At 53.5% G+C, this 13,634-nt stretch carries 9 protein-coding genes; 2 read left to right on the top strand and 7 right to left on the bottom strand.

The features are described 5' to 3' along the window. Nucleotides 1–20: 20 nt before the first annotated feature. Nucleotides 21–161, top strand: a complete 141-nt coding sequence (locus ACEW8J_RS11395; RefSeq protein ID WP_373491764.1) for a DUF2256 domain-containing protein — start codon at nt 21–23, stop codon at nt 159–161. 468 nt (nt 162–629) lie between these two features. Here ACEW8J_RS11395 and ACEW8J_RS11390 read toward each other — a convergent pair whose 3' ends face one another. The 4 genes from ACEW8J_RS11390 to ACEW8J_RS11375 form a co-directional block, all read right to left on the bottom strand. After that, entirely contained in the window at nt 630–1,847 is a 1,218-nt protein-coding gene (locus ACEW8J_RS11390; protein ID WP_373491763.1) for a hypothetical protein, read from the bottom strand. Between the two features lie 408 nt (nt 1,848–2,255). Continuing rightward, entirely contained in the window at nt 2,256–3,569 is a 1,314-nt protein-coding gene (locus ACEW8J_RS11385; RefSeq protein WP_373491762.1) for an MFS transporter, read from the bottom strand. A 284-nt stretch (nt 3,570–3,853) separates the two neighbouring features. Next, the gene (locus ACEW8J_RS11380; RefSeq protein ID WP_373491761.1) at nt 3,854–5,257 is read right to left on the bottom strand and encodes an amidase; all 1,404 of its coding nucleotides are present in this window, start codon (nt 5,255–5,257) and stop codon (nt 3,854–3,856) included. Between the two features lie 349 nt (nt 5,258–5,606). Continuing rightward, nucleotides 5,607–7,214, bottom strand: a complete 1,608-nt coding sequence (locus tag ACEW8J_RS11375) for an amidohydrolase (protein ID WP_373491760.1) — start codon at nt 7,212–7,214, stop codon at nt 5,607–5,609. A 503-nt stretch (nt 7,215–7,717) separates the two neighbouring features. On the opposite strand from ACEW8J_RS11375, the gene ACEW8J_RS11370 reads away from it, so the two are divergent. Then, nucleotides 7,718–9,331 (top strand): class I adenylate-forming enzyme family protein, encoded by a 1,614-nt coding sequence (locus ACEW8J_RS11370; RefSeq protein WP_373491759.1) that lies wholly within the window; start codon nt 7,718–7,720, stop codon nt 9,329–9,331. Between the two features lie 142 nt (nt 9,332–9,473). Here the strand turns inward: ACEW8J_RS11370 and ACEW8J_RS11365 are convergent, their stop codons facing one another. The 3 genes from ACEW8J_RS11365 to ACEW8J_RS11355 all read right to left on the bottom strand — a co-directional run. Further along, the gene (locus ACEW8J_RS11365) at nt 9,474–10,334 is read right to left on the bottom strand and encodes an alpha/beta fold hydrolase (protein WP_373491758.1); all 861 of its coding nucleotides are present in this window, start codon (nt 10,332–10,334) and stop codon (nt 9,474–9,476) included. Between the two features lie 313 nt (nt 10,335–10,647). Next, nucleotides 10,648–13,137, bottom strand: a complete 2,490-nt coding sequence (locus tag ACEW8J_RS11360) for a cation:proton antiporter (protein ID WP_373491757.1) — start codon at nt 13,135–13,137, stop codon at nt 10,648–10,650. Between the two features lie 235 nt (nt 13,138–13,372). Then, a partial coding sequence (locus tag ACEW8J_RS11355; RefSeq protein WP_373491756.1) for a tyrosine-type recombinase/integrase occupies nt 13,373–13,634 on the bottom strand: 262 nt, incomplete at its 5' end.

Genomic DNA, 13,634 nt, shown 5'->3' with positions numbered 1-13,634 from the left:
TTGTCCCGGAAACCTAAGCGATGCCAAAGATGCGAGGGAAGTCCGACATGCCGACCAAAATATGTGAAGCTTGCGGGCGGCCATTTACGTGGCGGAAAAAATGGGCGCGTGACTGGGAAAATGTTCGCTATTGTTCGGATGACTGCCGGCAGAAGCGTTAGTCCAGATTGTCTAAAAATCGTTGTGCATCGAAGCGAGATCCTCTCATTTGCCAACGATATACTCACGGTCGCAGCGGAAACGGGCGCCGCCAAGTTCGATGTGAACTGGTCGAAGGGCGTATAGGTTTGAACCCAAGAGTTGATCTTTTAAGGATTGATGCTCGGGTCCAGTCCACGGTCTAATTAATAGCGGACAATCTGAAAACGGCTCAATAGCGGCCGTTCTGGCTAGACGAATTTTCGGTCTACTTTGCGCCCTAATGTCCGACATTAGGCACCACGATCGCGCTGCCTGAAACTTGTCATAAAGGTCATAAAGGAATGCCACCGCAGAATCGGCTTTCGGCCGATGCTGTAAGGCGATTGAATGTCTGGAAGTGGGTGGAGAGCGGAATGGCGGATTTCTTCAAGAGGCGGTGCCGGCAGGCATGTGCGGGCGCCGCCGCGCACCGGCTGCCCCCTGTCCCGCTACCGTGTGAAGACTGCACCGTGCGCCTTGGCCGAGCCTGTGAAGCCGTGCGGCCAAGCCCGGGCGTCGAAGCTGAAGCCAACCTTCCCGTCCACGTCCCGGAATGCCTCGTCAATCGAAAGCTCGCCGGTGGCCTCGTCGAGCTTGAGCAGGTAAGTGCGATCGCCCTCGCGGCCCGACGTAACTACCAGCCGCTTCGCTTTGGGATCCCAGCCGGTCCAATGCGAGGCATACTTGTCGTCGATGACGAGTTGGAACACCTCCCGCACCTTCTCGCCATCGCTGATGTCGAGCACTACGAAGCCGTGGATCGCCGGCACAGATTGGATGAGGTGATTGCCGACGATCGTCGGCACGCCGCACCAACTTCCGGTGAACTGGTGCACCAGCCGTGCGACTGGCCGCGGCGTGTCGATGCCGGTTACCCGCTGCACCCCGCACGACAGCGTCTGGATGTAAACCGATCCGTCGGCCGCAACGCGCGCCTCCTCGGGGGAGATATGTCCGTTGAGGCTCGGCCCCGGATCGAGCCGGTGGGTACCAAGCAGCTTTAGGTCGGATAAGCGGAAGATCTGATAGGTGTTGCTGGTCAGCAGATAATCATCGCCCATCGGCGAGTTGGTAACCAGCACCCGGTCGATCCCGGGGAGCACGGCAAGGCTGTAGGGCAAGAGGCCCTCGTTGCCGAACGCCGGGTCGACATTGCTCGCGGCGCGCACCGCAGTCCCCGCCTCAGTGATCTCGACGATCCCTCCGCTCGTGCCGCTCATCGCCATGACATCATGCCCCGCATGATCGCCGTGAGCCGCATACTGGAAGCTCGCCAGCACGTTGCCATTTGGGAGGCGCAAGAAGCTGTGCGGCATGGCATAGCCTGCCAGATTGCCGAAGGCCGCGATCTCCTTCGGGCGCAGCGGTTCGGTGAGATCCATCACGACCGTGCGGCCCGCGTCATGATCATTGGCGAACAGCTTGCCGCTTGCTGGCATGACGTATTCGGTATGATGCGGGTTGTTGCTGGTCTGGTCGGTTGCCGCACTGGCGAGCAATTGGCCGTAGGTAGGCGAGGCGGGATTGGCATCGATCACCGCGATGAAGTTCTTGTCCGCCTTGGCACGGTCGCCCGCCCAGACGAACAGGTGATGTCCCTTCGCGCCGGCTTCCTGGGCGGACGCGGAAACAGTGGTCACGGCACAAAACGCCGCGATGACCACCATTAAATTTCTCATCTGCATATGCCCCCGAAACACGACATAATTTGTGAGCAAATAGCTTAGTATGAAGGTCAAGTCCAGTGGGGTTACCGCTGATCACTGGCCCCCCATGCCGCTCGGGTCAGGTACCCACCGCGGTCGATCCCTGTCGCACGTGCCGCTAGATATGCCCGATCTTTCCTTTCCCTGTTCGAGTGGCGGCTTTTGGATCGTTATCAGAAGGACCACTTTTACTTCCAAGCCCGCTATAACGGTCAGTCAGCTACCAGAACGCGCTGCATGGCCTCATAGCGGCTGCTTGTGGGTGGGGAGCAGTCATTCGAAATTAGTTAGACTTTTGTCTGCAACTGGGCCGATAGCCGACTGTCGGCTTTTGGGATTCTAGGCAGAAAAAGCGGACCTCGTTCGCGATCAGGCGGCCACAATAGTCGCTCCCTTGCCTCTCTGGACTTCATCGTTGGTCGGCAATTTCAGAAATATGACCAAAAGCATTGCCGCTACCATCCCTACGCACATAACAGAGAGAACACCGGGGATTCCTCCAAAGCCCTGCGTAAAGGCGAAGGTGAACCCAGCGAAGCTGATCCCCTGATTGGAAAATGCCATGTATATTGAGAATTGCGATGCGCCAGTTTTAGGATCACAGAAATTCATCGTGATTGCCGCCTGCGGGGCGCTAAGTAAGAAGTATAGAACTGTCCAACCTACAACCATAACGGTCATCATCACACTGGATATCCAATAATTCTGCATCAGCACAAAAAATAAAATAGCACTGGCAAAAATTGCTAAGGTAACCATTTGGAACCGCTTCATTCCCACCTTGGTCGTAAGGTATCCGCCAAGTGAGATCGTCACCAGCGCGGCACACAATTGCGCAACGCCATTGGCCGAACCCAGTTGCGCTTCGTTCCAGCCTGCGAAATTGGTGGCTATCAATGGCACCGCGACTGCCATCGTTCCGTATCCCGCCCCAATAATGAAGGTGACAGCGATAAATTGCAGGCTGTTTGGCCGCACGAGCATTCGAAGCGCGTCCTTAACCAGCGGCCACCAAGCTTGTGCTTGATATTGTTTACTTGCGTCGTGAGTGCTACCCAAGCTCCACGGAAGCCGCCGTTCTCCCTGCCGCTCCCGGATCCAGACAAGATAGGCGGTGACAAAGGCCATGATGGTGGCACACGCGATAAAGGCCGCGCCTGGTCCGAAGTTAAAGATCACGATGCTTGCAGCCGAAGCCGAGATCGAAATGCCGAGCGCCTGCCCACCCGACATCAGCCCGCCAGCAAAGCCACGTTCCTCGTCCACGACCATATCGACCGCCAACGCATCGGCAGCCACGTCCTGAAACACGACCGCTGAATTTACTGCAAACGCCACGATTCCTAGCAGCACAGCGTCTCGCGGTGTCGGATCAAGCAAGGCGCAGGCAAGCAGCGCCAACACCATCGCAACCTGCGCTCCGATCAACCATGCCCTGCGTCGGCCCATTGGCAGAAAGGCATAACGGTCCATCAGGAAGCCGTTAATAAACTTCAAACTCCACGGAAGCCCGATCATCCCGATCACATAGCCGATCTCCGCGCCAGTCGCTCCATTTGCGGCCATCCATGCGGGAATAGCGAAGTCGAAAAGGCCGATGGGAATGCCTTGAGCGACATAAAGGACCAAAATTGTTAGAAGACGGAGCTTCTTGCTCCCTTCCATGCAGGGTTGCGCTGTCATGTGCTGATTACCTCAAGTTATATCGAAGACGCGCGAACCCTGTCGACGACTTGCCATACCGGTCGTGAAATATTTATCGCAGATCGTCCTCGGAAGTCAAATCGCGAGATTGTAGTTCGCGGCCCTTCCGTCAAAATCTCGCACAGCACTTCACACGCGCCTGATCTCATTCACTTTCTTGAAAGCTGCCGTTCCGCTAACGACCCATTATCGGACTTTGGGCATCCGTCTCGGCAATGTGCAACACTATCTAAGCTTCGCAAACTGCATGCCAGCTGCGAAACTTACATTTGCGGTGTTCTCTCGTGCCAGTTGGTTGCTTGTTCGTAAGCATGTCCGATCTGGCATAGCGTAGCTTCGGAAAATGGCGCGCCGCCAAACTGCATTACCAAGGGCATCCCGCCTGCGGTGAAGCCGCACGGCACGGTAAGGCCGGGTGCGCCTGCCATGTTGAAGGGCACCGTATATTCCAGATGCGCCTTGTCAAAGAGCGGCTGTAGCGTTTCAGCGTTCTGATACAGATCATAGTCGTTCCGCAGGGGCCCAATTCCAGAGGGCAACGCCAATGCGTCGACACTGGCCAGAAATTGGTTGAACTCTGCCGAAAATATACGCCTCATTTGCCATGCAGCATCGACCTGTTCTTGCGTAATTGTTGCGCCAAGAGCGAGAAAATCTGCGAAGTAACCGCCATATTCGGTGGCCCTTGCCGGATAGGTTTTCGCATGTGCTGCGACCGCTTCTGACGCACAGATGGCAAACCAGGCATCCATCAATTCGGTTGTCTGGGAAGGCACGCTGACCTCGACTATCTGCGCGCCGAGATTTTCCAGCTGCAATAGCGCTGCTTCATGTGCGGCGATTAGCTCCTTCGACGCGCCAATGGCAGTGTAAGCCGCATCATATCCGATACGCATCTCCTCCACTCCGGCATCAAGACTGGATGTCAGGTCAGGCGCCGGTCGATCCAGCGAGTGTGGATCTAACCGGTCGTATCCCGCCATTGTCTCCAACATGATCGCTGCGTCGGCAACACGACGCGTTAGCGGGCCGATATGGTCTAGGCTGTCTCCTAGGGTGAGCACACTGGACTTCCCGACCAGACCAAAAGTCGGCTTCAATCCGACAACGCCATTGGCCATTGCCGGAAATCGGATCGAGCCTGCTGTGTCAGTGCCGAGTGCTGCAAAGCATAGACCTGCCGCTACCGACACGCCCGATCCACTCGACGAAGCCCCAGACCAGTAATCTGCATTCCATGGATTGACAGGAATCTCAAAATCACGGTGGTAGCCAGCCATCGCGCCTTCGGTCATGTTGAGCTTTCCGATCAGAATGGCCCCGACTGCAGAGAGTTTCTTCAATACAGGTGCATCATCAGCTGCGACATTACCCTTGAGAACAGCCAGCCCTCCTAGGGTTGGAGTGTCTCGAGCATCGATCAAGTCTTTGATGGCGATTGGAATGCCATGAAGTGGCCCAAGGTAATCTCCTGCGGCGATCTCACGGTCGGCCAGTTCAGCTTCTTTGAGCGCCCTGTTTCTCGTTACCGTTGCAAAGCTCTTGAGCTCTTTGTCGATCAAGTCGATCCGATCGAGCATATGCCGTGTCAAATCGACTGATGACAGCTCTTGGTTTTTGATCCGTTCAGCGACTTCGCCAATGCCGGAATAATGTAGTTCACTCATGCAATCCCCTCCCCGATGCGAACTTCATACTCCTAATCCAGTGCGAAAGCACTACGTCGCCGCGCCACGAGGAACGAAAACATGCTTGTTGGAGCGGGCTCAGCACTAACGGGCGGCTCTCCATCCTCCCCTTCGCAGATATTCAATTCAGCATTAGACGTTTTCGACCCCGGCTCATGTCATTCCTAGCGCTCCCGCGCGCTCCCGAAACTTGCTTGGCAGCTTCAGCGGCTCGATCACCGAAAGCCGAAATTCGGGAAGCGACCCAGTTACGGTCGAGTTATTTGCGTTCCTCATACAGTATGAAATAGCCTGGGCAGAATAGTCCTGTGGATGTAATTGCAAGAGGCTAATTTGGGCCAAATACCGTCTTGCCGTGCGAAATGGTCTGCATTACTTTCAGTTTGAGAAGGTCTGCTGGCTGCAATATTAGCGGGTTTTCCGACAGAATCACAAAATCCGCATTCTTTCCGACTGCAATTGAACCTTTGATGTCTTCTTCGAAATTCTGGTAAGCTGCATTGACCGTCACCGATTTCAGCGCGTCATAAATCGGTATGCCCTGCTCGGCTCCGAGGATTTTCCCCGACCGTGTTTCCCGCTGACTCGTCGCCCATAAAAGCCGGATCATATCCGGCGGCACGACCGGTGAATCATTATGGGTCGTGAAAATCATATTGCGATCAAGCGCGGATTTGGTTGGACTGATCCTTGCGCCGCGAACCGGTCCCAAAACGCTGTCGCGATGATAATCGCCCCAGAAGAATACATGGCTGGAAAAAAATGACGGGATCATGGCTAGCTGTGCCATCCGGTCCAATTGGTCTTCGCGCACGGTTTGTGCGTGGATCATCACCGAACGATCTTTCCCTTTGACGCCCTTGGAATAGGAAGCCGCCACCGCATCAATAAATATTTCCTCCATTGCATCGCCATTGGCATGGGCGATCAACGGCACATTGTGGGTCAGGACCTTACTAACCATCGCATTGACTTCGTCCGTCGGATAATTTGGGTAGCCGCGATAGTCGTTCTTTTGTCCGTCCGGAACGACATGGTAAGGATGTGAGAGATAGGCCGTTTTCCCCTGCGGCGATCCATCGAGCACCAGCTTCACACCGCCGAGTTTGAAGCGGCCATCATAGTGGCCGAATTCCCCAGCTGGCGGCAATATTTGTTCGGGCTTCTGAAGGTACAAATAGCTCACGATATCGAGTGACAACAAGCCTTGAGCATTGGCCGCACGCACCAGATCGATCGAAGGCTGGGAAGCCGCCCCATCCTGCACCGTCGTGATACCATATCTGGCATACAGCTTTTGCGCTGCTGCCAGCCCAGCCAAGGCTTGTTGCGGCGTTGGAGTTGGTAGCTTCGCTTGCACGGCAAATTGCGCCCGCTCCTCGAGCACACCATTGGGTGTTTTCCCATCGGCCATCCGGCGGATCACGCCGCCTTCGGGATCAGCGCTATCTGGCCCAATATCCCCGGCTTTCAAGGCCAGCGAATTGGCGCTGCCCAAATGGCCGGACACATGGAGCAAATATATCGGATGATCTTTTGAGACCGCATCGAGATCGGTGCGGGTCGGATGCCGGCCTTCAGACATCAGCGATTCATCATAGCCATATCCAACAATCCACTGACCTTTAGGAATTTTCATGGCAGCAATATGGGATTTTAGAGTGTTTTTTAGATCTTCAATATTGGTGACCTGACCCACGGGCGGCGAGGACAGATTGACCGCTGAAAGCAGCATGGCCTGGAAGGTGAAATGTCCATGGGCATCGATAAAGCCGGGCAACAGCGCTTTGCTACCCAACTCTATAATTTCGCTGCTTGCGCTTTTGTGACGAAGGATATCGGCCTGTGTTCCTACAGCAATAATCTTGCCGTTCGCGACGGCGACGGCCTGCGTATTTTTGGCATCGGGATCCATGGTGACGATATTTTCACCCAAATAGATCGCATCCGCGACCTGCAGGACCGGCGGCGCAATGCTCGGGGACGCTGGTTCGTTAGCCGCACAGCCAGCCAAGCAAAACAATATCACCCAAGAAGTGGGCATCAATTTGGATATCTGGATTGGCACGTTGACCCCCTCAAACTGCTATTTTTTTTAATGGCTAAGCTGCAACCGGACAGTTCGCAAGCGGTCTGAAGATAGACTATTGCAAACAACGCAATGAAGACAGGCTACTCCCGCACTAAAACGTCAGTTTTCTGATTTTTTTTTAATCGTAAAGCTACCCTTCGGAAATCCACCCAGTTGCAGTCAATCGAATTGATCAGATGGAAAATGAAAGCAGATGGCCGGCAAACACCCCAGTGGGGGACATAGGGCCAGTGTCTGGCAATCACACAGAATTCAATATTTAGGATTTGGCTAAACAGACATCATTGCTAAAATCGTGGTGCTAGGATGATACCTGTGCAAAACTGGGCGTACTGGAGAGGCAATTCATGCATAAAATTGAACTTACGGAGTCATATTTTCCGGCGCAGGGCGGACCAGAGCCAACTCCAATGACTATTGGCGACATGTTGCGTCAATCAGTGACAGCCGCTCCGGATCAAATTGCCCTGAAGGAGCTGACCTATGATGGTGAGATTGCCCGCACCTGGACCTATGCCGAGCTGCAGGCCGATGCGGAGCGTCTCGCACGCGCGCTTGCCTGCCGTCATGCCGAAGGGGCTCGCATCGCCGTTTACGCCAATAACGTGCCAGAATGGGTGCTGTTGGAACTGGCCTGCGGCCTCGCCAGTGTCACGCTGGTAACCGTCAATCCGGCCTATCAGAAACGTGAACTGAAGTATGTTCTAGAACAATCACGTTCCGAAGCAATTTATTACGTAGCTGACTTCCGAGGCAATCCGATGCAAGAGATCGCAGACGCTGTTTGCGACGAAATTCCTGCCATCGCGCATCGCATCCTGCTCACTGACCATGAAGCCCTCTATAATGGTGAGAACTCGGGCGCGCTGCGCGATCCAAAACCTGGTGACGCAGTTCAGATTCAATATACTTCAGGCACCACCGGTTTTCCGAAAGGCGCGCTGCTCCATCATAACGGGCTGGTGCGCAATGGCATTGATACGATGACACGCGCCGGAATGGAACAAGGCGACATTTTCGTCCACCAGATGCCGCTATTTCATACGACAGGCTGTGCTGTTCTTGTCCTTGGTGGCCTTGGCAAGGGCGGCACTATGCTGCTCGCGCCCATGTTTGATCCGGCAGTAATCGCGAAGGTGATTGAACGCGAACGTGCCAAGTTCATTCTCGGCGTACCGACCATGCTGGTGGCGCTGATCGATGAAATACGTCGGACGGGCCGGGATGTTTCGTCGACGCGACGGATAATGTCCGGCGGTGCGATGGTTGCGCCGCAGCTTTGCCGTGATGCCAAAGCGGTATTCGGTGCGCCGATCCAAATTGTTTACGGCCAGACCGAAACATCGCCGGTGCTAACCCAGGCATGGTTTGAGGACACGCTGGAGGACTTGACCGAAACAATTGGTCAGCCGGCGGAACATACCGAAATTTCTATCCGCGGCCCGAAGACCAACAAAGTCCTGCCGATTGGGGAGCAGGGTGAAATCTGCGCGCGGGCCTACAGCGTAATGCTGGGTTATAATGACAATCCGGCTGCCACTGCTGCTGCCATAGACAGCGACGGTTGGCTGCACACAGGCGACCTCGGTCGAATGGACGCGCGCGGCTACGTTAAAATCACCGGCAGGGTCAAGGAAATGATTATTCGCGGCGGCGAAAATCTGTTCCCCGCCGAAATTGAAAACGTCATGCTGGAGCATGAAGCGATTGCTGAAGTCGCAGTTGTTGGAATACCGGACGAAAAATGGGGCGAGCAAGTCGCGTGTTTTTTCCGCAGCAGCTCTGAAAAACCTTTGCTTTCTGGCGATCTAAAGAGCTTCGTCCGCGAACGACTATCACCTCAAAAAACACCTGCATATTGGATAAACGTTACTGACTGGCCGCTTACCGGATCCGGGAAAATCCAGAAGTTCAAATTGAAGGAAGCATTTGAAGCCGGTGAACACGATGTTTTGACATAGTAGTTCTCGGTGATATCCGCTCTTGGGTCTCATATGATCGAAGAGGAATTGAACATGATGCGATTGTCAGTGTGGGCAGCACGCTGCTTTCGATCGCAAACTCGTCTCTCCACGAAGCAGTTTGGCCTTTGACGGGCGAAGGTTACTTTAGTTTCTTCGTCCAACTGACGATCGCGGTAGCGACAAGGTCCGGACGTTCTCGCGCCATCGAGTGGCCCAGGTCTTCGAATTCCACTAGCGTGACCCTATTCGGATATTCGCGCTGCAATGAGCGGCCGTTTTCGGGTGGCGCGATCACGTCGTGGAGACCTTGTAGTAGGAGAATTGGCGCCTTGCCCCCGCTCCACCAAGCGTCGATGGGTACAGTAGGTGAGAGCGACTGGGCCTTTATTGTCGTCGCCGAAACTTCGTCAAGATGCATCTCGGCTACACTGATCGTGCTCTTCGGTCCATAAAGGACGAGTCGTGCAGCCTCGGCTCGTTTGTCGAGAGGCAAACTCCTGTCCTGGACTTGGCGCAACGTGGCCAATACCTCTGGCTTCGGCGGATACTTTCCCCCGGCGGCGATAAGCACGACACCGCGCACAATCTCCGGTCTTTCGCTCGCGATCATGCGTGCGACGCGGTTGCCATACGCCTGTCCTACCACGATGGCAGGGGCGGCGCCGACTTTCTCAATTGCCATGGCTACGTCGCTGGCGTTTTCACGAAGCGTGATACCTTCGACTGGACCTACGCTTTCTCCGAATCCACGGGGCTCTGGACGGACAACCCGGTAGCCTGCCGAAACCAAATTTTTAGCAAGTTCATCGAAGTCCCGCGGCCCGCGGCCCTGCCCAGGCAGCAACACGATCGCTGGCCCACTACCCTCTACGAAGACTCGTAATGTTGCAGCTCCATTTTGAACATAGGAGACCTGCTCCGGTTGTAGAATGGAACCGGTTTGAGCGCAGGCCGGAATCAAGCCAGCAATCAAGACCGCAATGCTCTTAGTGATGATCATGGATGGTGCCTTTTGACGACAAGACAATGGTAACATCCTCTTTGGTGATCGCAAGAGATTCGTGCCATAGGTGCTGACGACGGACAAACAGAGGGTCGCTTTTGACCCTTGCACACTAAGAGCGGACTATCTGGAATGCCAAAGAAAACAGCCATTCAGATAAAGAGCGAATGTCGACAATCAAACAATCTTGCCGCAAGGTCCGCTGACGGCCGATGGTTTAAACTGATCGCTGCAACATTTTAATCTTTTGGGAGAAGATGGAGTGTTTGAGATGACGTAGAGGAAGCGGATATTGCGGTTAAACAAACTCTTAGGAACTGAAGTTGCTCTGGGTCCGTTCGCTGGCAACGCTTTCGATAACGTCTTTCAAGACGGTATTGATTTCCAGGAAAGTGACAAAATCGCGCTTGTGGAGGGTCAGGAGATCGGAAAATCCGATGGATCGGACATTGGCGCTCCGAGGCTCCTCATTGACCAAAGCCATTTCACCGACAAAGCCACCCGTTCCTATGATGATTGCTTCTGGTTCGATTTCCACGCTGAGCGCACCCGATGAGACGAAATACATACAATCGCCAGCATCGCCTTTGCTGATTATTTTCTCATCCGGAATGGAAAGTTCTGGTCGGAGCAACTTCGCAAGGCTCAGCCTTTGATCATCGGTGAGGCTACTGAACAGAGGTACTTTTGCAACCAAATCAATCGGTGCCAATCCTAGATCAAGAACGGGTTGAACAGAGAGCTTTTCATATCGCATATCGAGCTCGTCCTCTAGGCTGCTATACACTTCCCCACCAATGATTGCCTCGTCTTGCATCTGCTTATAACTCGCGCGTTCTTGCCGAATGGCGCAGCGTTCCAGATATCGTTGCTCGAGGTCTTTGGCGTAGGCGGGATATTGCAACCGGATGGCAGCGACTGCCGTCTCAGTCTGGTTTATTCGTTTTTCAACAAGTCCGATCAGACGCTCCACAATCGGTTTTTCAACTAGACCCTCGATTTCCTCGACCAATGAATCGCGTACTTCCAAAGCAACCATACGTATCGTGCGCAATCGTTCAAATCGGTTGGCGACATGATTTCTGAGCGGCCGTCCAAAACCAATCCGCCGCTGCATTTGAAGGGCAAAATGAAATTGCCGGTTGAACAATAGGCACCTATGATGAGAGGTCTTCCAGCCCTGCACACCATTCGCCTTGGTCTGGTCTAACATTTCATCATTGATTGATAAAAGTTCCCGCGCAATGGCGGGCGTGATATGTCCTGAAGCATAATGGTCGAGATAACCCCGGCGCTCTTGACCCAATGCTGCCAGTAGTCCGATCTTCATCCAATCTTCTTGGGATAGTTGGTCTTCCGCACTTCGCAATGCATGGTTGGCTTCAAATCTTTCCTGATAAGTATCTACGACAGAATTGGCCACTTCATCGTCGATACGGTGGTTTGCTGCAAATGCGGGAACATTGGCAGCAATAGACTGCAACACCCTGCCGATTGCGCGATTGCGAATGGCGAGATCAGATGGTGATAATTTATCAAGATCAAACAAGCGCATAACAACGCCTACCGTCGGTGCATTGATGAAGAGTGTGAACAAAACAAAGCCACAAACGAGCACGACAATAAATTCTCTTACCTCAACCGGGAATGCTGTATTTTCATAGATTGCAAGGGCGAGAGCCAGCGACACAGCACCGCGCAATCCGCCCCACCACATCACTGTACGAAAACCATTTGAAACCGGGACACTGAGATGCAGCTTGGACATAATTGGCAACAGAAGGTGGGTTAATATGCCGCGCGCCAGAAACGCGGTAAACAATGCTACCCCAAGCACTGTTGCGAGATCCATGGACATGAAAGACATGATTTCCGGGACTGCCATGCCGACCAAAACAAAAATCAGGGAATTGGCCCAGAATCCCAAATTTTCCCATGTTTCCTTGAGCAAGTGCCACCCGCCGGAGGAAATGGATGTTCTACCATATGAGCCCATGACCAAAGCTGCTGTCACCGTTGCCATAACGCCCGAGACATGCAGATAATGCTCGGCGATCAGGAACGACAGATAGGCCAATGAGATGGTGAGAGTAACCTCAACCAATGCAATCTTCTGAACATGGGATATAATCCACGTAAACATGCGCGCCATCACCAGGCCGACTAAAACTCCGCCGGAGAAGACGACTAGAAAGTCAGAAATTCCGCCAAGAACCGTTGTGTCAGCTTGGCTGAGTATCATTGCGGCAAGAATATTGAACAGCACAATGGCGGTGGCGTCGTTAAACAGGCTTTCGCCTTCGACCAAAACTGCCAGTCTTTTGGGTGCGCCAAGATCTTTGAATATCGCTACGACGGCGACCGGATCAGTAGCTGACAAGATCGCACCCAATAATAGGCAGACAACGAACGGCATTGCCGAGCTAGCCCATACCGCGCCTCCGACCATGAATGCGGAAATCAATAATCCCGCGACTGCCAAGAACATAATTGGTCCGATATCGGCAAAAAGTCGCCTTACATCGATCGCAAGCGCACTTTCGAAAACAAGAGCGGGAAGAAAAATGAAGAAAATGATTTCGGAGGTAAGTGCGAATGATCCAAATGCGTGGAACAGATCGCTTATAATACCAAAATTGCGAGCCTGCAGAAAGCCCAGCCCGAAACCGAGTAGAATACCGATGATCGCCAGAAATACTGTATAAGGAATCCGGGCTGGGCGCGAGATTGGTAGCATGATGACCGCAATGGTCAATAGGCCGAACAGACCCAATATAGTGAGCCAAACCCCCTCATGCATGATCCGAGTCCGGTGTTAAAAAATCAAAAGCTGTGGAATCAATCATCGCGCAAAATTCTCTCGCCCAGCGAGACAATAGCACAAAAAAGCAAAACTCAGAAAACTGCAGATTAGCAAGCTATGACATTAGCGTCGGCTTTCGTAATGTAGAAGACATTAGATATTGCTGTTCGCAATGACCGCATCCCAACCAGTTGCGGACGCTGGCCCTATGAGAGCCAGCGCCCAACAACGGTCAGATTTCGGTCTTTTCAGCTAAGGTAAGAGCGTCTTCAATGTCGACGCCCAGGTATCTTACCGTGTTTTCAATCTTAGAATGGCCAAGCAAGATCTGAATTGCGCGGATGTTGCCGGTGGCTTTGTAGATCATTGAAGCCTTGGTTCGGCGAAGCGAGTGGGTTCCATATTCCTCTGGTCGCAGCCCGATCGCCTCTACCCACTCATCAACCAGTCGAGCATATTGGCGCGTGCTTAGAGACTGTTTGAGAATGGCTTGA

This window comes from Parasphingorhabdus sp. (assembly GCF_041748495.1).
Classification (GTDB): domain Bacteria; phylum Pseudomonadota; class Alphaproteobacteria; order Sphingomonadales; family Sphingomonadaceae; genus Parasphingorhabdus.
This window is presented reverse-complemented; position numbering and strand designations above follow the sequence as displayed.

Bases quoted from the DNA above. Each gene is read 5' to 3' on its own strand.
- ACEW8J_RS11385 (WP_373491762.1), bottom strand. From the start codon at position 3,569: ATGACAGCGCAACCCTGCATGGAAGGGAGCAAGAAGCTCCGTCTTCTA.
- ACEW8J_RS11380 (WP_373491761.1), bottom strand. From the start codon at position 5,257: ATGAGTGAACTACATTATTCCGGCATTGGCGAAGTCGCTGAACGGATC.
- ACEW8J_RS11395 (WP_373491764.1), top strand. From the start codon at position 21: ATGCCAAAGATGCGAGGGAAGTCCGACATGCCGACCAAAATATGTGAA.
- ACEW8J_RS11360 (WP_373491757.1), bottom strand. From the start codon at position 13,137: ATGCATGAGGGGGTTTGGCTCACTATATTGGGTCTGTTCGGCCTATTG.
- ACEW8J_RS11365 (WP_373491758.1), bottom strand. From the start codon at position 10,334: ATGATCATCACTAAGAGCATTGCGGTCTTGATTGCTGGCTTGATTCCG.
- ACEW8J_RS11390 (WP_373491763.1), bottom strand. From the start codon at position 1,847: ATGGTGGTCATCGCGGCGTTTTGTGCCGTGACCACTGTTTCCGCGTCC.
- ACEW8J_RS11370 (WP_373491759.1), top strand. From the start codon at position 7,718: ATGCATAAAATTGAACTTACGGAGTCATATTTTCCGGCGCAGGGCGGA.